Raw genomic sequence first — 22069 nt, forward strand, 5'->3', positions numbered from 1 at the left:
CGTCCGCCGGTCGGAGGCCGGCGCAGCCGCTCGAAGCCTGTGAGGCGCTCCCGGCGCCGAGCCCGCGAGGGGGGCGTGGGGGATCGGTCGAGTGGACGGTCATCACGACCGACGGCACGTGGTCCTCGCACTGGGAGCACTCGGTGGCCCTGACCGAGGGGGGTCCGCTGGTCCTGACGTCGCCGGACGGTGGCAGGGCGAAGCTGGCCGAGCTGGGTGTCACGGCGGCTCCGGACCCGCTGGCATGACGATCACCCTCCCGGGGCAGACTTCCCCGTTTCGCCTTTCCGGGTGTACTGACGTAGACTGACGCGTCGGCTCTCGTGCACCCGCATGTCTGCATGCGCTCGTACGGCGTACGGGGGTCGATCAAGGTAGTCGATTCGAAGGGCGAAGCGTGGCCAAGAAGCAAGGTGCCATCGAGATCGAAGGCACTGTCGTCGAGTCTCTTCCGAACGCCATGTTCAAGGTGGAGCTCCAGAACGGCCACCAGGTCCTGGCACACATCAGCGGCAAGATGCGTATGCACTACATCCGCATCCTCCCTGACGACCGGGTCGTGGTGGAGCTGTCTCCGTACGACCTGACGCGTGGCCGGATCGTCTACCGGTACAAGTAGATCTTGCCCACGTCCCGCGCGGCTCTCGCGCGGGTCCGCCGGCAACTGACCCGGAGAACCTCACACCCATGAAGGTCAAGCCGAGCGTCAAGAAGATCTGCGACAAGTGCAGGGTGATCCGCCGTCACGGTCGGGTCATGGTCATCTGCGACAACCCGCGCCACAAGCAGCGCCAGGGCTGACGTTCGACCGACCGAACCCTCTGCATCTTTCTCGCAGGGATTCGCGCGACGCGAGCTGAATTGTTCATACGCAGGACCCGGGCACGCGTGCCCGACACCCCCGGTTCGGAGGCCGGGGACCTTGTCCGTACCTAGTACGGCGGACGGGGAGCCGGTCCTGTGGAAGACCTCCGAAGATCACCAGGAGCCATTGAATGGCACGCGTTTCCGGTGTCGACATCCCGCGCGAAAAGCGCGTGGAGATCGCCCTCACCTACGTGTTCGGCATCGGCCGGACGCTTTCGCAGCAGACGCTGGCCGCGACCGGCGTCGACCCGAACACCCGCGTCCGCGACCTCTCCGAGGAGCAGCTCGTCGCGATCCGCGAGTACGTGGACAACAACATCAAGACCGAGGGTGACCTCCGTCGCGAGGTCCAGGCCGACATCCGCCGCAAGGTCGAGATCGGCACGTACCAGGGTCTGCGTCACCGTCGTGGCCTGCCCGTGCGCGGTCAGCGCACCAGCACGAACGCCCGTACCCGCAAGGGTCCGCGTCGCGCGATCGCCGGCAAGAAGAAGCCGGGCAAGAAGTAGTCCTCAGCGGACGCTCATCAGCGGTCTTCGCTGTAGGACCGACCACCTCCCGTAGGAGAACGACATGCCCCCCAAGGGTCGTCAGGGCGCTGCCAAGAAGGTGCGCCGCAAGGAAAAGAAGAACGTCGCTCACGGCCACGCGCACATCAAGAGCACGTTCAACAACACGATCGTGTCCATCACGGACCCGACCGGCAACGTGATCTCCTGGGCCTCCGCCGGCCACGTCGGCTTCAAGGGTTCCCGGAAGTCCACGCCGTTCGCCGCGCAGATGGCCGCCGAGTCGGCTGCCCGTCGCGCGCAGGAGCACGGCATGCGCAAGGTCGACGTCTTCGTCAAGGGCCCGGGTTCCGGTCGTGAGACCGCCATCCGTTCGCTCCAGGCGACCGGCCTCGAGGTCGGCTCGATCCAGGACGTCACCCCGACGCCGCACAACGGCTGCCGTCCGCCGAAGCGTCGTCGCGTCTGATCCGTCGCGTCACTCCCGACGCGTCTGATCTCGCTTCACCAGGGTTTCCGGGCGGTACGGCTCCTCAGGGCCGTATCGCCCGTACCCTTGCAGTACTGGTCGGGCGTCAAATAGCGGGCGCCCCTGACTGAAGGAACACCACATGCTGATCGCTCAGCGTCCCTCGTTGACCGAAGAGGTCGTCGACGAGTTCCGCTCCCGGTTCGTCATCGAGCCGCTGGAGCCGGGCTTCGGCTACACCCTCGGCAACTCCCTCCGCCGCACCCTCCTCTCGTCGATCCCCGGCGCTGCTGTCACCAGCATCCGCATCGACGGTGTCCTGCACGAGTTCACCACCGTGCCGGGCGTCAAGGAGGACGTCACCGACCTGATCCTCAACATCAAGCAGCTGGTCGTCTCCTCGGAGCACGACGAGCCGGTCGTGATGTACCTGCGCAAGCAGGGCCCGGGTCTGGTCACCGCCGCCGACATCGCGCCCCCGGCCGGTGTCGAGGTGCACAACCCCGACCTCGTCCTCGCCACGCTCAACGGCAAGGGCAAGCTGGAGATGGAGCTGACCGTCGAGCGCGGTCGCGGCTACGTCTCCGCCGTCCAGAACAAGCAGGTCGGTCAGGAGATCGGGCGCATCCCGGTCGACTCGATCTACTCGCCGGTCCTGAAGGTCACGTACAAGGTCGAGGCCACGCGTGTCGAGCAGCGGACCGACTTCGACAAGCTGATCGTCGACGTCGAGACGAAGCAGGCCATGCGTCCGCGCGACGCCATGGCGTCGGCCGGCAAGACCCTGGTCGAGCTGTTCGGTCTCGCCCGCGAGCTGAACATCGACGCCGAGGGCATCGACATGGGTCCGTCCCCGACGGACGCCGCGCTCGCCGCCGATCTGGCGCTGCCGATCGAGGAGCTGGAGCTCACCGTTCGGTCGTACAACTGCCTCAAGCGCGAGGGCATCCACTCCGTGGGTGAGCTCGTGGCCCGTTCCGAGGCGGACCTGCTCGACATCCGCAACTTCGGTGCGAAGTCGATCGACGAGGTCAAGGCCAAGCTCGCGGGCATGGGCCTGGCGCTGAAGGACTCGCCTCCCGGCTTCGACCCGACCGCCGCCGCGGACGCCTTCGGCGCCGACGACGACGCGGACGCCGGGTTCGTGGAGACCGAGCAGTACTGAGCGCTCCGCGAGGAGGGCCGTACTGCGGCTGCCGGTCCGGCGTGGCTGGTCGCGCAGTTCCCCGCGCCCCTCTGGGGCGCGGACCCTCCGGGGCGCCGGCAACGGCGCCCCGGATCTCCGACAGGCGACCGCCTGCTCGGATACTGACCTCGGTACCTGATACGGCCGGGGCAGACACCTAGGAGAAACACCATGCCGAAGCCCAGCAAGGGTGCCCGTATGGGCGGCAGCGCCGCGCACGAGAAGCTGCTCCTCGCGAACCTCGCGAAGTCGCTCTTCGAGCACGGCAAGATCAAGACCACCGAGGCCAAGGCGCGCAAGCTGCGTCCGTACGCCGAGCGTCTGGTCACCAAGGCGAAGAAGGGCGACCTTCACAACCGCCGTCAGGTGCTCCAGGTGATCACGGACAAGAGCATCGTCCACACGCTCTTCACCGAGATCGGCCCGCGCTACGAGAACCGTCCCGGTGGCTACACCCGGATCACCAAGGTCGGCAACCGCCGCGGTGACAACGCGCCCATGGCCGTCATCGAGCTGGTCGAGGCGCTGACCGTGGCGCAGCAGGCCACCGGTGAGGCCGAGGCCGCCACCAAGCGTTCCGCCAAGGACGCCGAGACCACCGAGGCCGCCGAGACCAAGGTCGACACGACCAAGGCCGACGACGCCGCCGAGGAGTCGAAGGACGCGTAAGCGTTCTGCCGCGGGCCCGTCCCTTTCGAGGGGCGGGCCCGCTTTCGCGTTGCTGAGAGGATCTCCGGGTGAGTGACGAAGTAGAGGCCGGACACGTCCGGGTGCGGCTGGACCTGTCCTACGACGGGGCCGAGTTCTCCGGCTGGGCCAAGCAGGCCGGCGGGCGGCGGACCGTCCAGGGCGAGATCGAGGACGCGCTGCGGACCGTGACGCGGTCGCGGGAGACGTACGAGCTGACAGTGGCGGGGCGGACCGACGCGGGCGTGCACGCGCGCGGTCAGGTCGCGCACGTCGACCTGCCGCACGCGGTGTGGGCCGAGCACCACGAGAAGCTGCTCAAGCGGCTCGCCGGGCGGCTGCCCAGGGACGTGCGGGTCTGGGCCCTCCGGGAGGCGCCCGACGGCTTCAACGCCCGTTTCTCCGCCGTCTGGCGGCGCTACGCCTACCGGGTCACCGACAACCCCGGTGGCGTCGACCCGCTGCTGCGCGGGCACGTCCTGTGGCACGACTGGCCGCTCGACGTGGACGCCATGAACGAGGCCGCCCGCGGGCTGCTGGGGGAGCACGACTTCGCCGCCTACTGCAAGAAGCGGGAGGGGGCCACCACCATCCGCACCCTCCAGGAGCTGAGCCTGGTGCGCGGAGAGGACGGGATCGTCACGGCCACCGTGCGGGCCGACGCCTTCTGCCACAACATGGTGCGCTCCCTCATCGGGGCGCTGCTCTTCGTCGGCGACGGCCACCGCACGCCCGACTGGCCGGCGAAGGTGCTCGCCGCCGGCGTACGGGACTCGGCCGTGCACGTCGTACGGCCGCACGGGCTGACGCTGGAGGAGGTCGGCTACCCGGCGGACGAGCTGCTGGCGGCCCGGAACAAGGAGGCGCGCAACCGGCGCTCCCTGCCCGGGGCCGGCTGCTGCTGACCGGGCGCGGGGCGCCATGAGGCGCCCCCGGGGGCCGGCGTCGTGGGGCGGCCCCGCCGGGGTCAGCCCGCGGCCGCCGCCGAGGCCTGCGCCTCGCCGCGCCGGTGGATCTGGCGGAAGGTGAACTCGGCCAGGTCGTCGCCGGCGCGGAAGACCTCCGTGGTCTTCTCCGTCACGTCCTTGCCGTTGGTGAAGCCGGCGAGGGTGAAGTAGGCGTAGCGGCCGTAGGAGTTGGTGGTGGAGCGGCAGACGGCGCCGGTGCAGAAGGACTTCACCCCGCCGCCGGACAGGGAGCGGACGATGCTCTTCTTGTCGGCCTGCCGCTTGGCCGCGAGGGCCTTGGCCTCGGTGTCGAAGACGGCGACGCCGACCGTCACCGCGGTGTCGCCCACGGTGTAGGTGACGCGCATCAGGCGGGTGCAGTCGTTGTCGGCCAGCACCTTCGGCAGCGTCTTCTGGGCCGCGGAGCCGCAGGTGCGGGTGTCGGCCGTCGGGCCCTTCTTGTAGACCGTCTCGCCCATGGTCAGCTGCGTGCCCGAGAAGAGCAGGTCAGGGCTGAGCGGGGCCTTGTCCTTCTTCGCGCCGGCGATGAAGTCCTTGGGGTCGAGCGGCGGCGGGGCGCTGGTCGGGGCGAAGGACGGGGTCGCGTCCGTCGCGCTGGGTATGTCGGCCGTCGCCGGGAGCTGCGAGGAGGGGCTGTCCGAGGCCTGCCCCGAGCCGTTGGCCGAGACCACCGCCACGGCGACGGCACCGGCGATCGCCACGGTGGCCAGCGCGCCGCCGCCGATGAAGAGCAGCCGGCGCCGCTTGGCGCGGGCCTCGGAGGCCTCGGCGAGGGCCGCCCAGTCCGGGGAGTTGTCGCCGTCGCCACTCTTCCAGGGCTGCTGCTGCGGCTGCTGCGATTGCGGTTTCCAGGGATCCCACTGCGACTGAGGTCCCCCCTGCCCAAAGCTCATGGGCCGCATCTTAGACGGGCCGCGGGGCGTGCTGGTGCGGCTCCCGGCGCCTTGCAGCGCCTAGCGTTCCGTCCATGCGGACGGGCAAAAACGACATCTCCGGGTGGTTGGTACGACCGGCGAGCGGGCATCTGTGGGCGGTGCTCGGGACGGTGCTGGCGGTCACCGTGGCGCACGCGGCGCGCGTGACCCCCGACGGCGCGGACGGCGGGATGGACAACGCGATCGTCGTGCGGGCCGCCCGCACCTGGCTGGCCGGCGGCTCCCCGTACGACGATCCCCACTTCCTCTACTTCCCGAGCGCGGTGCTCGCCGCCGCCCCGCAGGCGCTGCTGCCCCCGGGCGTGCTGCGGGTGCTGGCGCCGTGCGCGGTGACGGTCCTGCTGGCGCTGGCCTGGGCCGCCGCGCTGCGGCTGCACCGGGTACCCCTGCGCAGCCGGTTCGCGGTCCTCGGGCTGACCGGGCTCGCGGCGGGCTTCGCTCCCTTCGGGCACCTGGTGCGCCTCGGCAACTGGACCGTGACGGCGGCGGTGGCCCTGCCGCTGGCCCTGCTGCTGGCCGGGCGCGGTCGGTGGACGGCGGCGGGCGCGGTCATCGGTGCCGCGGTGGCGCTCAAGCCGCTGCTCGCGCCCGTGTGTCTGCTCCTGCTGTTCGCCGGGCGGTGGCGGGCGCTGGCGGCGGCCGGTGCGGTGCCCGCGCTCGCCTGCGGTGCCGCCGCGCTGCTGATGCCCGACCCGGCGGGCTTCGTCACCCGCACCCTGCCCTTCCTGCTCCACGGCGACGACGGCTTCGTACGGCTCTACGAGGCCTCCCCGGCCGCCGTGCTGCCCCGGCTCGGGGTGCCCGGGGCGCTCGCCCAGGGCGCGGCGGTGGCCGCCGCCGGTGCGGGGGTGCTGTGCGCGTACGCCCGCTGGCGCCGCGCCGACCCCGGACCGGCGCGGCTCGCCGAGACCGCCGCGGGCCTGATGCTCTCGGCGTTCCTCGTCTCCCGGCCCTCCTACGACCACTACCTGCTGGTCGTCCTGCCGCTGCTGCTCGCCGGGCTGCCGTACGCCGGTGCGGTGGCCCGGGGGCCCTGGTTCTGGATCGCCCTGGTGCCCCAGCTGCCGGGGCTGACGTGGCCCTGGCTGGAGTCGGGGCAGCGGCGGGCCTTCAAGGACGCGTTCACGCTGTGCGTGCTGGCGGTGGCGGTCGCCCGGCGGTCCGGGGCCGGTACGGTGGACGGCGACGATCACGCGGTCACCGGGCGGGCGACGGTGCCCGTGCGGGCCCCCGCGGCTCCGTTTTGACCCGGCCGTGGGACCCCGGGTATTCTGCACAGTCGTATGTGTATTGGCTTGCTCATTCTCACGTGAGGGGCCCTTACACCGGTCCACCGGGACCGATGACCAGCGACCAGCACGCGGTATGCGTCACCGCAGTGCGGTCAGGGCTGTCGTGATCGTCTTCGGTGACCAATGTCAGGACCACTCACTGAAGAAGCGAAGGCTACGAACCGTGCGTACGTACAGCCCCAAGCCCGGCGATGTGACCCGCCAGTGGCACGTCATCGACGCTCAGGACGTCGTCCTGGGTCGTCTGGCCACCACTGCGGCCTCCATCCTGCGCGGCAAGCACAAGCCGATCTACGCGCCCCACGTCGACACCGGTGACTTCGTCATCATCATCAACGCCGACAAGGTGCACCTCTCCGGCAACAAGCGGACCCAGAAGATGGCGTACCGCCACTCCGGGTACCCGGGCGGTCTGCGCTCCGTGCGCTACGACGAGCTCCTGGACAAGAACCCGGAGAAGGCCGTCGAGAAGGCCATCAAGGGCATGCTCCCGAAGAACTCCCTGGGCCGTCAGATGCTCTCGAAGCTGAAGGTCTACAAGGGTGACCAGCACCCGCACGGCGCGCAGCAGCCGCAGCCGTTCGAGATCACCCAGGTCGCGCAGTAGTTCCGGCCACCCCCTAAGACTGAACAGAATCTGAGGAGCATCGTGGCCGAGACCACTGCCGAGCAGCCGCTCGAAGAGATCGACATCGACAGCTACACCACCGAGTCCGAGGTGCCCGTCGAGGGCGAGTACACCTCGGAGTCCATGGCCTCCGCCTTCGGCGAGCCCCAGCCGGCCGCCGGCCTGGGCCGTCGCAAGAACGCCATCGCCCGTGTCCGGATCGTCCCGGGCACCGGCAAGTGGAAGATCAACGGCCGCACCCTCGAGGACTACTTCCCGAACAAGGTGCACCAGCAGGAAGTCAACGAGCCCTTCAAGGTGCTCGAGCTGGAAGGCCGTTACGACATCATCGCCCGCATCGCGGGTGGCGGCGTCTCCGGCCAGGCCGGTGCGCTCCGTCTCGGTGTCGCCCGCGCCCTGAACGAGGCCGACGTGGACAACAACCGCGGCGCCCTCAAGAAGGCCGGCTTCCTGCGCCGCGACGACCGCGCGGTCGAGCGGAAGAAGGCCGGTCTGAAGAAGGCCCGCAAGGCTCCGCAGTACAGCAAGCGCTAAGCTTCGCTGCCTGTACTCCGAACGCCCCGGCGGCACGCCACTGTGCTGCCGGGGCGTTCGTTTATCCCCGTCGTTGGGCGTATAACGGCACAAGACGTTCAGACGTTCAGACGTTCAGGCGCTCTAAGGCTTGTGTGATCGGATGGTCGGGCGGTGCGTCGCGAAGCGCGGCCGTGGCCACGGGAGCCGACCCCGTGTGAGCCGCACTTGCGGCCGGCTCCCGGAATTGACGTTTCCTCAGGAGGACAAGTGGGACGACTCTTCGGCACGGACGGCGTGCGCGGTGTCGCCAACGCGGATCTGACGGCCGAGCTGGCGCTCGGGCTCTCCGTCGCCGCGGCGCACGTACTGGCCGAGGCGGGCACCTTCGCCGGACACCGGCCGACGGCCGTGGTCGGCCGTGACCCGCGCGCCTCCGGGGAGTTCCTGGAGGCGGCCGTGGTCGCCGGTCTGGCCAGCGCCGGTGTGGACGTGCTGCGGGTCGGCGTGCTGCCGACGCCCGCGGTGGCCCACCTCACCGGAGCGCTCGGCGCCGACCTCGGCGTCATGCTCTCCGCGAGCCACAACGCGATGCCCGACAACGGCATCAAGTTCTTCGCCCGCGGCGGCCACAAGCTCGCCGACGAGCTGGAGGACCGCATCGAGTCCGTGTACGCCGAGCACCGCACGGGCGCCCCCTGGGAGCGCCCGACCGGCGGCGGCGTGGGGCGGGTGCGGGACTACGACGAGGGGCTCGACCAGTACGTCGCCCACCTGGTCGGCGTCCTGCCGAACCGCCTCGACGGGCTGAAGATCGTCCTCGACGAGGCGCACGGCGCGGCCCACCGGGTCTCGCCCGAGGCGTTCGCGCGGGCCGGGGCCGAGGTCGTCACCATCGGTGCCGTGCCGGACGGCCTCAACATCAACGACGGCTGCGGCTCGACCCACCTCGACCTGCTCAAGGCCGCCGTCATCGAGCACGGCGCCGCCCTGGGCATCGCGCACGACGGCGACGCCGACCGCTGCCTGGCCGTGGACCACACCGGCGCGGAGGTGGACGGCGACCAGATCCTGGCCGTGCTCGCGCTGGCGATGCGGGAGCGCGAGGCGCTGCGCTCCGACACCGTCGTGGCGACCGTCATGTCCAACCTGGGCTTCAAGCTCGCCATGGAGCGCGAGGGCATCCGGTTCGTGCAGACCGGCGTCGGCGACCGGTACGTCCTGGAGGAGATGAAGGCCAACGGCTACGCCCTCGGCGGCGAGCAGTCCGGGCACGTCATCATCCTCGACCACGCCACCACCGGCGACGGCACGCTGACCGGGCTGATGCTGGCGGCGCGGGTCGCGCAGACCGGCCGTACCCTCCAGGACCTCGCGTCGGTGATGGAGCGGCTGCCGCAGGTGCTGATCAACGTGCCGGACGTGGACAAGTCGCGGGTGACGACCTCCGCGGAGCTGGCGACCGCCGTCGCGGAGTCCGAGCGGGAGCTGGGCAGCACCGGCCGGGTACTGCTGCGTCCGTCGGGGACCGAGCCGCTGGTGCGGGTCATGGTCGAGGCCGCGGACATCGAGCAGGCGCGGTCGGTGGCGGGCCGGCTGGCCGACGCGGTGAAGTCCGCGCTGGGCTAGCGGAACCGTACGTGACGCAAGGGGCGGCCCTCGGGCCGCCCCTTCGCGTTCCTCCGGGCGGGGCGCCAGGCCGCGCCCGGCCCAGGTGTCACAGCTTGCGCAGGCGGAGCCGCTGCACCTTGTGGTCGGGGCCCTTGCGCAGGATCAGGGTGGCCCGGCCGCGGGTCGGGGCCACGTTCTCCACCAGATTGGGCTTGTTGATGGTGCGCCAGGTGGTGCGGGCGTAGTCGAGTGCCTCCTCCTCGGACACCTGGGTGTACCTGCGGAAGTACGAGGACGGGTTCTGGAAGGCGGTCGCGCGCAGTTTGCGGAAGCGGCTGAGGTACCAGCGCTCGATGTCCTCGGTGCGGGCGTCGACGTACACGCTGAAGTCGAAGTAGTCGGCGAGCCCTACCCGGGTGCGGCCGTCCTTGCCGGGCAGCGCGGGCTGGAGCACGTTGAGGCCCTCGACGATCAGGATGTCGGGGCGGCGCACGACCAGCTTCTGGTCCGGGACGATGTCGTAGATGAGGTGGGAGTAGACCGGGGCGGTCACCTCGGCCTTGCCCGCCTTGATGTCGGCGACGAACCGGGTGAGGGCCCGGCGGTCGTACGACTCGGGGAAGCCCTTGCGGGACATCAGCCCGCGGGCCTGGAGCTCCCGGGTGGGCAGCAGGAAGCCGTCGGTCGTGACCAGCTCCACGCGCGGATGCTCGGGCCAGCGCGACAGCAGCGCCTGGAGCAGCCGGGCGACGGTGGACTTGCCGACGGCGACCGACCCGGCGACCCCTATGACGAACGGGGTGCCCGACTGGGAGCCCTGTTCGCCGAGGAAGGTGTTCAGCGCGCCGCGCAGGCCGTCGGTGGCGCCGACGTAGAGGTTGAGGAGCCGGGAGAGCGGGAGGTAGATGTCCCGCACCTCGTCGAGGTCGATGACGTCGCCGAGGCCGCGCAGCTTCTCGACCTCCTCGGCGGTCAGCGGCAGCGGCGTCTTGTCGCGCAGCGCGCTCCACTCGGGACGGGTGAGGTCGACGTAGGGAGTCGCCTCCGGCCGCTGCCGGTGGGCGCTCCGGGGCATCGAGGGGACCGGAGAGATCACAGTCCATTGTTAACGGAGTTCGAACGCGGCGGCGGGTGGGGTGTGTCACGCCCGGCCGCGCCGTGTCCGCGGATGATCACGCCGGTGTCACGGTTCGGGTACCGGGTGGTACAGGGGTGATCGGCTGTCAGTTCCCTGTGCGACAGTGCTCGCACATACGTGCGGACCCTCCGCCGTCCGGAAGAGAGAAACCCAACGTGAGACTGACCGTCGTCCGCCGTACCGCCCTCGCGGCCTCCGCCGCCGCCCTGGCCCTGCTCGTCACCGCCTGCGGCGGCTCCGGCGACGACGGCGGCTCGTCCGACGAGGGCAAGAACGGCGACGCCGGCTCGGCGGCCCCCGCGGCGGCCGAGGCGCTCAGCGCCGCGGAGCTGGAGAAGGCGGCCCTCGCGCAGGCGGACGTCAAGAACGGCAAGGTCACCAAGGCGTCGGCGACGGACGACATCGCGAAGGACAAGGTCAAGGCGGAGAAGGCGGAGTGCGAGGCGCTCGCCTTCGCCGAGACCGGCGTCCCCCTGGGCACGCCGGCGGCGACCGTCAAGCGGTCCTGGACGGAGGGGCCGAAGAAACCGTCCGGGGGCGAGGCGACCGAGGAGTCCATCGGTGCCGCCTTCGACCTGGACAAGGCGCTGGTGACCCTGGCCACCTACGACGACGGCGGCGCCGAGACGGTCCTCGCGGACGTGAAGAAGGCGGCCGGCGCCTGCGCCGGCGGGTTCGCCTTCACCGCCATGGGTGAGCAGGCGAAGATCGCGAAGGTGGCCGAGGACAAGGCGCCCGGCGGTGCCGACGAGGCGGTCGCGATGACGATGACGATGACCGGCGACGAGGGAGAGGCCTTCCCGGTCAAGGTGGTCGTCACCCGGAAGGGCTCCACCGTCGTCACCTTCACCGTCCTGAACCTCGCCTCCGCCGGCACCGGCAAGGACTTCCCGTTCCCCGCCGAGATCAGCGACGCGCAGCTCGCCAAGCTGGGCTGAGGACGCGGCCGGGCCGCCGCGCACCGTGCACCGAAGTTCCCACCGGGGCGTTCGTACCCCGGTGGGAATTTCCGATTTCGGGCATGGGAAGGCCGGTTCAGGACCGGATCTGATCGTAGGCTGCCGGTCATGTGCGGAATCGTGGGATACGTGGGGTCTCAGTCGGCGCTCGATGTCGTACTGGCCGGACTGAAGCGACTCGAGTACCGGGGGTACGACTCGGCGGGCGTCGCCGTGCTCGCGGACGGCGGCCTCGCCACCGCCAAGCGCGCGGGGAAGCTCGTCAACCTGGACAAGGAGCTGTCCGAACGGCCCCTGCCGACCGCCGTGACCGGCATCGGCCACACCCGCTGGGCCACGCACGGGGGGCCGACCGACGCCAACGCCCACCCCCACCTCGACAACGCGGGCCGGGTGGCCGTGGTCCACAACGGCATCATCGAGAACTTCGCCTCCCTCCGCGACGAGCTGGCGGAACGCGGCCACGAGCTGGCCTCCGAGACCGACACCGAGGTCGTCGCCCACCTGCTCGCCGAGGAGTTCTCCGCCTGCGCCGACCTCGCCGAGGCGATGCGGCTGGTGTGCCGGCGGCTGGAGGGCGCGTTCACGCTGGTCGCGGTGCACGCGGACGCGCCGGACGTGGTCGTGGGCGCGCGCCGCAACTCGCCGCTCGTGGTGGGCGTCGGGGAGGGCGAGGCCTTCCTCGCCTCGGACGTCGCGGCCTTCATCGCGCACACCCGGGACGCCATCGAGCTGGGCCAGGACCAGGTGGTGGAGCTGCGCGGGGACGGCGTGACCGTCACCGGCTTCGACGGCACCCCGGCCGACGTCCGCTCCTACCACGTCGACTGGGACGCCTCCGCCGCCGAGAAGGGCGGCTACGACTACTTCATGCTCAAGGAGATCGCCGAGCAGCCGAAGGCGGTCGCCGACACGCTGCTGGGCCGCGTGGACGGCTCCGGCACGCTTAGCCTCGACGAGGTGCGCATCCCCGCGGCCGTGCTCCGGGAGGTCGACAAGGTCGTCATCGTCGCGTGCGGCACGGCCTTCCACGCCGGGCTGATCGCCAAGTACGCCATCGAGCACTGGACGCGCGTGCCCTGCGAGGTGGAGCTGGCCAGCGAGTTCCGCTACCGCGACCCGATCCTCGACCAGCAGACGCTGGTGGTCGCCATCTCCCAGTCCGGCGAGACCATGGACACCCTGATGGCCCTGCGCCACGCCCGCGAGCAGGGCGCCAAGGTGCTGGCCATCTGCAACACCAACGGCTCCACCATCCCGCGCGAGTCCGACGCCGTGCTCTACACGCACGCCGGCCCCGAGGTCGCCGTCGCCTCCACCAAGGCCTTCCTCACCCAACTGGTGGCCTGCTACCTGGTCGCCCTCTACCTCGGACAGGTGCGCGGCACGAAGTACGGGGACGAGATCCGCGACGTCATCCGCGACCTCTCGCGGATCTCCGGCGCGGTGGACCGGGTCCTGGAGACCATGGAGCCGGTACGGGAACTCGCCCGCTCCCTCGCCCACAAGAACACGGTGCTCTTCCTCGGCCGCCACGTCGGACACCCGGTCGCCCTCGAAGGCGCCCTGAAGCTCAAGGAGCTGGCGTACATGCACGCCGAGGGCTTCGCGGCGGGCGAGCTGAAGCACGGGCCGATCGCGCTGATCGAGGAGGACCTGCCGGTCGTCGTGGTGGTCCCGTCGCCGCGCGGCCGCTCGGTCCTGCACGACAAGATCGTGTCCAACATCCAGGAGATCCGGGCCAGGGGCGCCCGCACCATCGTCATCGCCGAGGAGGGCGACGAGGCGGTCGTCCCCTACGCCGACCACCTGGTGCGCATCCCGGCCACGCCGACGCTGCTCCAGCCGCTGGTGGCGACGGTGCCGCTGCAGGTCTTCGCCTGCGAGCTGGCGACCGCCCGGGGCAACGAGGTGGACCAGCCGCGGAACCTGGCGAAGTCGGTGACGGTGGAGTAGGCCCTCAGCCGTCGGCGGGGCGGAGGTCCGCGACCAGACGGAAGCGCTCCAGCACCGCGGGCGTCCCGTCGTCCACGGTGAACTCCGGGTCGCCCAGGGCCGCGCGCATCTCCTCGCCGTGCCAGAACCGCTCGTGTCCGGCCCGCCACCCGGCCACGTCGGTGTGGCCCTCGCCCTCGTCCAGCACGTGGGCGAGGTCCACCTGACCGAGCGGGACGACGCGTACGGCGGTGACCTCGATGACGGCGACCGGCCGGTCGTGGGAGTCGACGACCACCGCGCGGTTCCCGGGCCGCGGCAGCGGCTCGCCCTCGTGCTCGTAGTCGACGACGAGCCCGGTCGTCGTCGTCTTCGAGCCGTCCAGGATCGCCGAGACGAGCCGGTCGCGCAGGGGGCCGGGGAAGGCGAACTCGGCCCTCGGCAGCGCGGCGGGGTCCGTGGGCGCCGAGGCGGGGTCAGACGTCATGCGAGCACCGTATCGGTGCGGTGGGGTGCCGTGCGGTGCAGACGTCGTGCGAGGGCCGTATCGGCGTGACGCGGGCGCCGTATCGGCGTGAGGCGAGCGCCGTCACGGCGTCATGTGGTCACCGTGACGCCCCGGCGCCCCACGGAGTGCCCGCTCACCCCGCCCGCGCCACGTCCCGCCACGCACGGGGGATCGCCTCCGCGACGTCATGCGCCCCCGTCGGCGCGCCCTCCGCAGCGAACCGTCCCGCCAGCCCGTGCAGGTACGCCCCCGCGCTGCCCGCGTCCCGGGCCGAGAGCCCCGCCGCGAGCAGGGAACCGGCCAGCCCGGACAGCACGTCCCCGCTGCCCGCCGTGGCGAGCCACGAGGTCCCCGTCGCGTTGACCCGCACCGGCCCTCCCTCCGCCCCGGCGACCACCGTCGTCGACCCCTTCAGCAGCACCGTCGCCCCGTAGCGGCCCGCCAGCTCCCGCGCCGAGGCCAGCCGCGCCCCCTCGACCTCGTCCCGGCCCACGCCGAGCAGCGCGGCCGCCTCCCCGGCGTGCGGCGTCATCAGCGTCGGTGCCGTGCGCCCCCGTACCGCCTCCGCGTCCGCCAGCCGCAGCCCGTCCGCGTCGATCAGCACCGGCACGTCGGCCGCCAGCACCTGCGCCACGGTGCCGGCGTCGTCACCGGCCCCCGGCCCGACGACCCACGCCTGCACCCGTCCCGCCCGCTCCGGCCCCCGGTCCGACACCAGCGTCTCCGGGAAGCGGGCGATCACCGCGTCCCCCGCCGGACCGACGTACCGCACCGCCCCGGCCCCGCCCCGCAGCGCACCGGCGACGGCGAGCACGGCCGCGCCCGGATAGCGGGCCGACCCGGCGGCGATTCCGACGACCCCGCGCCGGTACTTGTCGCTCTCGGTCCCCGGCACCGGCAGCAGCCGCGCCACGTCGGCGTGCTGCAACGCCTCCAGGGCGGCCCCGTCGGCCGGCAGCGGCAGGCCGATGTCCACCAGCCGCACCGACCCGGCGTACTCCCGCGCGGGGTCGATCAGCAGCCCCGGCTTGTGCGCCCCGAACGTCACCGTCAGGTCGGCCCGTACGGCCGCTCCGCGCACCTGCCCGGTGTCCGCGTCGACGCCGCTCGGCAGGTCCACGGCGACGACCGCGGCCCGGGACCGCGCGGCCGCGTCCGCGAGCGGCACCGCCTCCTCGCGCAGCCCGCCCCGGCCACCGATCCCGACGATGCCGTCGACGACCAGGTCGGCCCGCGCGATCAGGTCGCCGGCCGCCCCGCCACCGGCCGCCACGACCCGCCCGCCGGCCCGCCGCAGCGCCGCCAGCCCCGCCCCGTGCGCGCGCTCCGGCGTCAGCGGCACGGCCGTCACGCCCGCGCCCCGCCGGGCCAGCCGGGCCCCGGCGTACAGGGCGTCGCCGCCGTTGTCCCCGCTCCCGACCAGCAGCACCACCCGGCTGCCGTAGACCCGGCCGGCCACCCGCCCGAGCACCTCCGCGCAGGCGGCGGCGAGTCCGGCCGCCGCCCGCTGCATCAACGCCCCCTCCGGCAGTCGTGCCATCAGCTCCCGCTCGGCCGTCCTGACCATCTCCACGCTGTACGCAGTCCGCATGCCGTCGAGTCTTCCCCGTACACCGCGCACGTTCACGAGTCCCGTGCGGGACAGTTGTCCCATGGGCGACGAGGAGACGGCACAGGTGATGACCTCGCTCGGGGCACGCCTGCGCGCCATCCGGCAGGCCCGCGGCCTCACGCTCGGCCGGCTGGCCGCCGCCACCGGCATCTCCGTGAGCACGCTGTCCCGGCTGGAGTCGGGCCTGCGCGAGCCCGGCCTGCGCCACCTCCTGCCGCTGGCCCGGGCGCACCGGCTGCCGCTCGACGACCTCGTCGGCTCCCGCACCGGCGACCCCCGGGTGCATCCGCGTCCCTTCACCCGGCACGGCCAGACGTGGGTGCCGCTCACCCGGAACCCGGGCGACGGGCTGCACGCCTACAAGCAGATCCTCCCGGCGCCGGCCACCCCGCGGACCGCGTCGACGCCCCGCCCCGCGCAGGGGTCGCACGAGGGCCACGAATGGCTCCACGTCCTCTCCGGCCGGCTGCTCCTCGCCCTGGGCGACCACGACCTCGTGCTGACGGCCGGCGAGACGGCGGAGTTCGACACCCGCGTCCCGCACGGCCTCGCCAACGCCGGTGAGCAGCCCGTCGAATGGCTCGCCCTGTACGGCGCCCAGGGCGAGCGCATGCACATCCGGGTCCGGCCGACGGGGAGCTGACGGAGGGAGCTGGAGGGGGGCGGCGTGGGGCGGGGAGAGCGGCGGTGCCGCTACCCCTCCGCGATCACCACCGCCGACGCGATCCCCGCGTCGTGGCTCAGCGACACGTGCCACGACGCCACGCCCAGTTCCGCGGCCCGCGCGGCCACCGTCCCCGAGACCCGCAGCCGCGGCTGCCCACTGCCCTCCACGTACACCTCGGCGTCCGTCCAGAGCAGCCCCGCCGGTGCGCCGAGCGCCTTGGCCAGCGCCTCCTTCGCCGCGAACCGGGCGGCGAGCGAGGCGGTGCCCCGGCGCTCCCCGCTGGGCAGGAGCAGTTCGCTCTCCAGGAAGAGCCGCCGGGCCAGGGCCGGCGTACGTTCCAGCGACACCCCGAACCGCTCGACCTCGGCCACGTCGATCCCGACCCCGATGATGCTCATGCCGGGCACCCTAACGACCGGCGGGCGCCGGCGTCGCCGCCGGACGCTGCGCCTCGGGGGGCGTCCGGGCGCTCTGAGAGACTGTGGGCACGATGAGTGAGACTGCTGCTCGGCGGGACGCGGTACTGCGGGCCCGGGCCGAGATCGACCTGGCCGCCCTGCGGGCCAACGTCCGCGCCCTGCGCGAGCGCGCCCCCGGTGCGGCTCTCATGGCCGTCGTCAAGGCCGACGGCTACGGCCACGGCGCGATCCCGTGCGCCCGCGCGGCCGTCGCGGCGGGCGCGACCTGGCTGGGCACCGCCACGCCGCAGGAGGCCCTCGCGCTGCGCGCGGAGGCCGGGCTGCCGGACGACGTGCGGATCATGTGCTGGCTGTGGACGCCGGGCGGCCCCTGGCGCGAGGCCGTCGAGGCCCGTCTCGACGTGTCCGTCGGCGCCCTGTGGGCGCTGGAAGAGGTCACCCGGGCGGCCCGGGCGGCCGGCACCCCCGCGCGCGTGCAGCTCAAGGCCGACACCGGCCTCGGCCGGGGCGGCTGCCAGCCGGGCGAGGACTGGACCGAACTGGTCGGGGCGGCCCTGCGCGCCCAGGACGAGGGGCTGCTGCGCGTCACCGGGCTCTGGTCGCACTTCGCCCGCGCCGACGAGCCCGGGGACCCCTCCATCGCCGCCCAGCTCACCCGCTTCCGGGAGATGACGGCGTACGCCGAGGAGGAGGGGGTGCGCCCCGACGTGCGGCACATCGCCAACTCGCCGGCCACGCTCACCCTCCCCGAGAGCCACTTCGACCTCGTCCGGCCCGGCATCGCCCTGTACGGCGTCTCGCCCAGCCCCGAGATCGGCACCCCCGCCGACCTCGGACTGCGCCCGGTGATGACGCTGTCCGCCTCGCTGGCCCTGGTCAAGCAGGTACCCGGCGGCCACGGCGTCAGCTACGGGCACCACTACACCACCCCCGGCGAGACCACCCTCGGCCTCGTCCCCCTCGGCTACGCGGACGGCGTACCGCGCCACGCCTCCTCCACCGGGCCCGTCCTGGTCGACGGGAAGTGGCGCACGGTCGCGGGGCGTATCGCGATGGACCAGTTCGTCGTCGACCTGGGCGGGGACCGGCCGGAGCCGGGCGCCGAGGCGGTGCTGTTCGGGCCCGGGGACCGGGGCGAGCCCACCGCCGAGGACTGGGCCCAGGCGGCGGGCACCATCGGGTACGAGATCGTCACCCGGATCGGAACACGCGTTCCGCGCGTCTACGTCAACGAGTGACACGCCTCCCTCCATGGAGCGGCGGGCCCGGCGGGTCCGGCGTGCATGACGGACGCGTTCGGGTGAATCAGGAACTAGAGGGGAATCCGCACAGCGGCCCGGCGAAGAGGAGCGGTACGTGAGCGAGAGCAGCGCGGAGGTCGTCGCGGACGTGGCCGCGGCGGCCGTCGCCTCCGCCACGGAGGCCGCCACCGAGGTAGCCGTCGGCGGCTGGCGCCGGGCGACCGGTGTCGCCGGTGTCGCGATAGGCGTGGTCGCGGCGGGCGCCGCGGCCGGTGTGGCGATAGAGCGGCTCACCGTCGGCCGCGGCATGCGCCAGAAGGCACGGCTCGCCCTCGACTCGGCGGGACCGTACGGCGGACTGCGCGGCACCCCCGGCAGGGCCTACGCCGACGACGGCACCGAGCTGTACTACGAGGTCGACGACGTCGACCCGGAGACGGAGTCCGCGCTCACCCGGCGCCGTCGGCGGCTGTTCGGCCGCAAGGCCCCCGCCCCCGTGACCGTCGTCTTCAGCCACGGCTACTGCCTCAACCAGGATTCCTGGCACTTCCAGCGGGCGGCCCTGCGGGGTGTGGTGCGCACCGTGCACTGGGACCAGCGCAGCCACGGCCGGTCCGGACGGGGCGTGTCCCAGACGCGGGACGGCCGGCCGGTCACCATCGAGGAACTGGGCCGCGACCTGAAGGCCGTCATCGACGCGGCCGTGCCCGAGGGCCCCGTCGTGCTGGTCGGGCACTCCATGGGCGGGATGACGGTGATGGCCCTCGCCGACGGCTTCCCCGACCTGGTCCGCGAGCGGGTCGTCGGCGTGGCCCTCGTCGGCACCTCCTCCGGGCGGCTCGGCGAGGTCAACTTCGGGCTGCCGGTGGCCGGGGTCAACGCGGTGCGGCGGGTGCTGCCGGGGGTGCTGAAGGCGCTGGGGCAGCGGGCCGAGCTGGTGGAGAGGACGCGGCGGGCGACGGCGGACCTCTTCGCGGGGATCATCAAGCGGTACTCGTTCGCCTCCCGGGAGGTCGACCCGGCCGTGGCCCGCTTCGCCGAGCGGATGATCGAGTCGACGCCCATCGACGTGGTCGCCGAGTACTACCCGGCCTTCAGCGACCACGACAAGACCGAGGCCCTCGCCCACTTCGCCGGCCTGCCGGTCCTGGTGCTGGCCGGCGTACGGGACCTGGTCACGCCGAGCGAGCACAGCGAGGCGATCGCCGACCTGCTGCCGGACGCGGAGCTGGTGCTCGTCCCCGACGCGGGGCACCTGGTGATGCTGGAGCACCCCGAGCTGGTCACCGACCGCCTCGCCGACCTCCTGGCCCGCGCGGGCGCGGTGCCCGCAGCGGCTACCGTTGACGGCTATGGAAGCACCAGCAGCACCGCAGGGCCCGGCTGAGCCCTCCGGATCCCCCGCACCCGCACCCGCCCCCGACGTCGAGATCACCGTCACCTCCCCGGAGCAGATGCGGGACCTGGGCCGCAGGCTCGCCGCGGTGCTGCGCGCCGGTGACCTCCTGATGCTGAGCGGGGAGCTGGGCGCGGGCAAGACGACGCTGACCCGGGGCCTCGGCGAGGGCATGGGGGTGCGCGGTGCCGTCACCTCCCCGACCTTCGTGATCGCCCGGGTGCACCCCTCCCTGGGCGACGGTCCGCCGCTCGTCCACGTCGACGCCTACCGGCTGTCGGGCGGCCTGGACGAGATGGAGGACCTCGACCTCGACGTCTCCCTCTCCGACTCGGTGATCGTGGTGGAGTGGGGCGAGGGCAAGGTCGAGGAGCTGACCGAGGACCGGTTGCAGCTCCGGATCGAGCGGGCCGTGGGCGACACCACCGACGAGGTGCGGCACGTGACCCTGACGGGCGTCGGCGCACGCTGGTCCACGGCCGACCTGGGCACGCTCGCCGTCTGAGCCGTCTGAGCCGTCTGAGCCGGTGGGGGCGAGGCGCTCACCGCTTGAGTGGCCGCAAGGGCGCTTGCCGTCTGGGCCGGTGGTTGCTGGGGGCGTGCTTGCCGTCTGGGCCGGTGGTTGCTGGGGGCGTGCTTGCCGTCTGGGCCGGTGGTCGTCGGGGGTGCGCTTGCCGTCTGGGCCGGTGGTTGCTGGGGGTGTGCCTGCCGTCTGGGCCGGTGGTCGTCGGGGGTGCGCTCGCCGTCTGGGCCGGCGGCTGCCGGGGGTGCGCTCGTCCTCCCGGTCGGCGGCCGCCGACCGGGAGCGTCCCGACATGACGTCGGCAAGATATTGCGTTCCGGGTCTTGCCCGTGGTCACATGGTATCCAGCTCGTGGTTAGGGTTGCCTAACTGCGCCCGCCCCCGACCTTCAGGAGGCGTCCATGTCGGAGACCGAGCCGCAGGCCCGGCCGAGGCCGCAGTCGTCCGCGCTCGCCGGGGTGTCCATGCGGGACCTGCTCGCGTCCTGCGCCGCCGCGAGGGCGGTCTCCACGCCGCCCCCCGCTCCCGGGCCGGCGACCCGCCGGCCCGCCCCGGAACACCGCGAGGCGGCCTGACCGCACCGGGCGGCCGTGCGCCCCTCCGACGCCCTGCCCCGCCCCCCTGGTCAGGGGACGACGACGACCCGCTGCCCGATCGTCGCGAACCGCCACATGGCGTCGCCGTCCGCGCGGGTCTGCCGGATGCCGCCGGTGCGCTCGCCCGGGTCGGGCTCGGCCATCGAGCCGTCCACCGCCGCGCTGAACCCGATGACCACGTCCTTGACGCCGGCGAACCGCACGACGTGCTCGACCGGGATGCCGTCGGACCCGGTGACCCGGTTCGAACGGGACGTGACCGCGTAGGTGCCCGGTGCCGGGTCGACCGTGCTGGGCGTGACCTCGAAGGTGCGCCGCACCGTGCCGCTCGCGTCGACCAGCCACACCCGGTCGTCGTCCACCGAGTACACCACCCGTTCACCCCGCCCGGACCCCGCGGGCAGCGCGTCCGGATGCCGCCGGTCGCGGGGGGCCTTGGAAGCACCGGGCGCCGGCGTGCTGCTCGCGTGGCTCCGGTCCAGCGCGGCCGGGGCGCCGGCCGACGCCTGATGGGTGAGGACGCCGATCGTCACGAGAGCCGCCGCGGTGAGGCCGGTGACGAAAACGGCGCTGCTGCTGACCACTGCCGACCACCTCGTCGTCGTAGGGCGTGCTTCTGCTTCCCGGCGACGGTAGCAGTAAGTGACCGTATGACCGCGGTGGGCGACGTGGTCGCGCCGGATGCCGTGCCGGGCCCGTCCACCGGGCGTCCGCCGCGCCTCCCGTGGCGCCGTAGGCTGTTTGCGTGCTCTTGCTCGCTCTGGATACCGCCACGCCCGCCGTGACCGTCGCGCTGCACGACGGTACGGACGTCATCGCCTCGTCGAGCCAGGTGGACGCACGCCGGCACGGCGAGCTGCTGCTGCCCGCCGTCGACCGGGTGCTCGCCGAGGCCGGACTGCGGCTCGACGCCGTCACCGGCATCGTCGCCGGGACCGGCCCGGGCCCGTACACCGGGCTGCGCGTCGGCCTGATGACCGCGGACACCTTCGGGCTCGCGCTCGGCGTCCCCGTGTACGGCGTGTGCACGCTGGACGGCCTCGCCTACGCCACCGACCTGGAGGGTCCCTTCGTGGTGGCGACCGACGCCCGCCGCAAGGAGGTCTACTGGGCCCGGTACGCCGACTCCCGCACCCGCCTCACCGACCCGGCGGTCGACCGGCCCGCCGACATCGCCGAGCAGGTCGCCGGGCTCCCGGCGGTCGGTGCGGGCGCGCTGCTCTACCCGGACACCTTCCCCAAGGCGCACGAGCCGGAGCACGTGTCCGCCGCCGCCCTGGCGTCCCTGGCCGCCGAGCGGCTGGCGGCGGGCGAGGAACTGCCCGTGCCCCGGCCGCTGTACCTGCGCCGGCCGGACGCCCAGGTCCCCAAGAACTACAAGGTGGTCACCCCCAAGTGACCGAAGCGACC

Annotated in this window: 25 protein-coding genes and 1 pseudogene; 19 read left to right on the forward strand and 7 right to left on the reverse strand. The window is 72.8% G+C overall.

What is annotated here, in order from left to right:
• Nucleotides 1-89 precede the first annotated feature (89 nt).
• From ACGF5T_RS00900 to truA, 8 genes and pseudogenes are all read left to right on the forward strand, one after another.
• Nucleotides 90-248: pseudogene (locus tag ACGF5T_RS00900) on the forward strand (type I methionyl aminopeptidase); the annotation flags it as partial.
• A 149-nt stretch (nucleotides 249-397) separates the two neighbouring features.
• Nucleotides 398-619: a translation initiation factor IF-1 gene (infA, locus tag ACGF5T_RS00905; protein WP_003948620.1), complete on the forward strand. Its 222-nt coding sequence runs from the start codon at nucleotides 398-400 to the stop codon at nucleotides 617-619.
• A 68-nt stretch (nucleotides 620-687) separates the two neighbouring features.
• Nucleotides 688-801, forward strand: a complete 114-nt coding sequence (rpmJ, locus tag ACGF5T_RS00910) for a 50S ribosomal protein L36 (RefSeq protein WP_003974245.1) — start codon at nucleotides 688-690, stop codon at nucleotides 799-801.
• Nucleotides 802-995: 194 nt separating this feature from the next.
• A complete protein-coding gene (gene rpsM / locus ACGF5T_RS00915) occupies nucleotides 996-1376 on the forward strand; it encodes a 30S ribosomal protein S13 (RefSeq protein WP_003974244.1) in 381 nt (126 codons plus the stop codon).
• A gap of 64 nt (nucleotides 1377-1440) precedes the next feature.
• Nucleotides 1441-1845 (forward strand): 30S ribosomal protein S11, encoded by a 405-nt coding sequence (gene rpsK / locus ACGF5T_RS00920; protein ID WP_003948617.1) that lies wholly within the window; start codon nucleotides 1441-1443, stop codon nucleotides 1843-1845.
• Nucleotides 1846-1987: 142 nt separating this feature from the next.
• Complete coding sequence (locus ACGF5T_RS00925) at nucleotides 1988-3010, forward strand: DNA-directed RNA polymerase subunit alpha (RefSeq protein WP_003966937.1); 1023 nt, start codon at nucleotides 1988-1990, stop codon at nucleotides 3008-3010.
• Nucleotides 3011-3202: 192 nt separating this feature from the next.
• The gene (rplQ, locus tag ACGF5T_RS00930) at nucleotides 3203-3700 is read left to right on the forward strand and encodes a 50S ribosomal protein L17 (RefSeq protein WP_356601764.1); all 498 of its coding nucleotides are present in this window, start codon (nucleotides 3203-3205) and stop codon (nucleotides 3698-3700) included.
• 68 nt (nucleotides 3701-3768) lie between these two features.
• Nucleotides 3769-4623 (forward strand): tRNA pseudouridine(38-40) synthase TruA, encoded by an 855-nt coding sequence (gene truA, locus ACGF5T_RS00935; RefSeq protein WP_356601766.1) that lies wholly within the window; start codon nucleotides 3769-3771, stop codon nucleotides 4621-4623.
• A gap of 62 nt (nucleotides 4624-4685) precedes the next feature.
• Here the strand turns inward: truA and ACGF5T_RS00940 are convergent, their stop codons facing one another.
• Nucleotides 4686-5579 (reverse strand): hypothetical protein, encoded by an 894-nt coding sequence (locus ACGF5T_RS00940; protein ID WP_361012773.1) that lies wholly within the window; start codon nucleotides 5577-5579, stop codon nucleotides 4686-4688.
• Nucleotides 5580-5653: 74 nt separating this feature from the next.
• Between ACGF5T_RS00940 and ACGF5T_RS00945 the strand changes: the two genes are divergently transcribed.
• The 4 genes from ACGF5T_RS00945 (at nucleotide 5654) to glmM (ending at nucleotide 9683) form a co-directional block, all read left to right on the forward strand.
• A complete protein-coding gene (locus tag ACGF5T_RS00945; RefSeq protein WP_361012770.1) occupies nucleotides 5654-6868 on the forward strand; it encodes a glycosyltransferase 87 family protein in 1215 nt (404 codons plus the stop codon).
• A gap of 208 nt (nucleotides 6869-7076) precedes the next feature.
• Nucleotides 7077-7520, forward strand: coding sequence for a 50S ribosomal protein L13 (gene rplM / locus ACGF5T_RS00950; protein WP_003974239.1), 444 nt, complete (start codon nucleotides 7077-7079; stop codon nucleotides 7518-7520).
• A gap of 42 nt (nucleotides 7521-7562) precedes the next feature.
• Nucleotides 7563-8075 carry a 30S ribosomal protein S9 gene (gene rpsI / locus ACGF5T_RS00955; RefSeq protein WP_052839842.1) on the forward strand — a complete coding sequence of 171 codons (513 nt, stop codon included), beginning with the start codon at nucleotides 7563-7565 and terminating at the stop codon, nucleotides 8073-8075.
• Between the two features lie 249 nt (nucleotides 8076-8324).
• Nucleotides 8325-9683 carry a phosphoglucosamine mutase gene (gene glmM, locus ACGF5T_RS00960; protein ID WP_356601773.1) on the forward strand — a complete coding sequence of 453 codons (1359 nt, stop codon included), beginning with the start codon at nucleotides 8325-8327 and terminating at the stop codon, nucleotides 9681-9683.
• An 88-nt stretch (nucleotides 9684-9771) separates the two neighbouring features.
• Here the strand turns inward: glmM and coaA are convergent, their stop codons facing one another.
• Complete coding sequence (gene coaA, locus ACGF5T_RS00965) at nucleotides 9772-10740, reverse strand: type I pantothenate kinase (RefSeq protein WP_356602953.1); 969 nt, start codon at nucleotides 10738-10740, stop codon at nucleotides 9772-9774.
• A 218-nt stretch (nucleotides 10741-10958) separates the two neighbouring features.
• On the opposite strand from coaA, the gene ACGF5T_RS00970 reads away from it, so the two are divergent.
• Together ACGF5T_RS00970 and glmS are read left to right on the forward strand one after the other, a co-directional pair.
• Entirely contained in the window at nucleotides 10959-11741 is a 783-nt protein-coding gene (locus ACGF5T_RS00970) for a hypothetical protein (RefSeq protein WP_356601775.1), read from the forward strand.
• Between the two features lie 129 nt (nucleotides 11742-11870).
• The gene (gene glmS, locus ACGF5T_RS00975; RefSeq protein WP_361012764.1) at nucleotides 11871-13718 is read left to right on the forward strand and encodes a glutamine--fructose-6-phosphate transaminase (isomerizing); all 1848 of its coding nucleotides are present in this window, start codon (nucleotides 11871-11873) and stop codon (nucleotides 13716-13718) included.
• A gap of 4 nt (nucleotides 13719-13722) precedes the next feature.
• Here the strand turns inward: glmS and ACGF5T_RS00980 are convergent, their stop codons facing one another.
• Nucleotides 13723-14184 carry an ASCH domain-containing protein gene (locus tag ACGF5T_RS00980; protein WP_366767184.1) on the reverse strand — a complete coding sequence of 154 codons (462 nt, stop codon included), beginning with the start codon at nucleotides 14182-14184 and terminating at the stop codon, nucleotides 13723-13725.
• Nucleotides 14185-14338: 154 nt separating this feature from the next.
• Complete coding sequence (locus ACGF5T_RS00985) at nucleotides 14339-15796, reverse strand: NAD(P)H-hydrate dehydratase (protein WP_366767185.1); 1458 nt, start codon at nucleotides 15794-15796, stop codon at nucleotides 14339-14341.
• 61 nt (nucleotides 15797-15857) lie between these two features.
• Here ACGF5T_RS00985 and ACGF5T_RS00990 point away from each other — a divergent pair, with 61 nt between their 5' ends.
• Complete coding sequence (locus ACGF5T_RS00990) at nucleotides 15858-16460, forward strand: helix-turn-helix transcriptional regulator (RefSeq protein WP_356601783.1); 603 nt, start codon at nucleotides 15858-15860, stop codon at nucleotides 16458-16460.
• 50 nt (nucleotides 16461-16510) lie between these two features.
• Here the strand turns inward: ACGF5T_RS00990 and ACGF5T_RS00995 are convergent, their stop codons facing one another.
• Complete coding sequence (locus tag ACGF5T_RS00995; RefSeq protein WP_366767186.1) at nucleotides 16511-16882, reverse strand: holo-ACP synthase; 372 nt, start codon at nucleotides 16880-16882, stop codon at nucleotides 16511-16513.
• A gap of 92 nt (nucleotides 16883-16974) precedes the next feature.
• On the opposite strand from ACGF5T_RS00995, the gene alr reads away from it, so the two are divergent.
• From alr to tsaE, 3 genes are all read left to right on the forward strand, one after another.
• Nucleotides 16975-18141: an alanine racemase gene (gene alr / locus ACGF5T_RS01000; RefSeq protein ID WP_366767187.1), complete on the forward strand. Its 1167-nt coding sequence runs from the start codon at nucleotides 16975-16977 to the stop codon at nucleotides 18139-18141.
• Nucleotides 18142-18259: 118 nt separating this feature from the next.
• Nucleotides 18260-19531 (forward strand): alpha/beta hydrolase, encoded by a 1272-nt coding sequence (locus ACGF5T_RS01005; RefSeq protein WP_361012750.1) that lies wholly within the window; start codon nucleotides 18260-18262, stop codon nucleotides 19529-19531.
• A complete protein-coding gene (gene tsaE, locus ACGF5T_RS01010; protein WP_361012748.1) occupies nucleotides 19497-20045 on the forward strand; it encodes a tRNA (adenosine(37)-N6)-threonylcarbamoyltransferase complex ATPase subunit type 1 TsaE in 549 nt (182 codons plus the stop codon). Before ACGF5T_RS01005 ends, tsaE begins: the two co-directional genes overlap by 35 nt.
• Nucleotides 20046-20451: 406 nt before the next feature.
• Here the strand turns inward: tsaE and ACGF5T_RS01015 are convergent, their stop codons facing one another.
• On the reverse strand, nucleotides 20452-20574 hold the full coding sequence (locus tag ACGF5T_RS01015; RefSeq protein ID WP_356603013.1) for a hypothetical protein: 123 nt from the start codon (nucleotides 20572-20574) through the stop codon (nucleotides 20452-20454).
• 114 nt (nucleotides 20575-20688) lie between these two features.
• A complete protein-coding gene (locus ACGF5T_RS01020; RefSeq protein ID WP_361012745.1) occupies nucleotides 20689-21243 on the reverse strand; it encodes a hypothetical protein in 555 nt (184 codons plus the stop codon).
• A 161-nt stretch (nucleotides 21244-21404) separates the two neighbouring features.
• Between ACGF5T_RS01020 and tsaB the strand changes: the two genes are divergently transcribed.
• Entirely contained in the window at nucleotides 21405-22058 is a 654-nt protein-coding gene (gene tsaB, locus ACGF5T_RS01025; RefSeq protein WP_356601795.1) for a tRNA (adenosine(37)-N6)-threonylcarbamoyltransferase complex dimerization subunit type 1 TsaB, read from the forward strand.
• Nucleotides 22059-22069: the final 11 nt, after the last annotated feature.

The organism is Streptomyces sp. NPDC047853, from assembly GCF_043204535.1.
Taxonomy (GTDB): Bacteria; Actinomycetota; Actinomycetes; order Streptomycetales; family Streptomycetaceae; genus Streptomyces.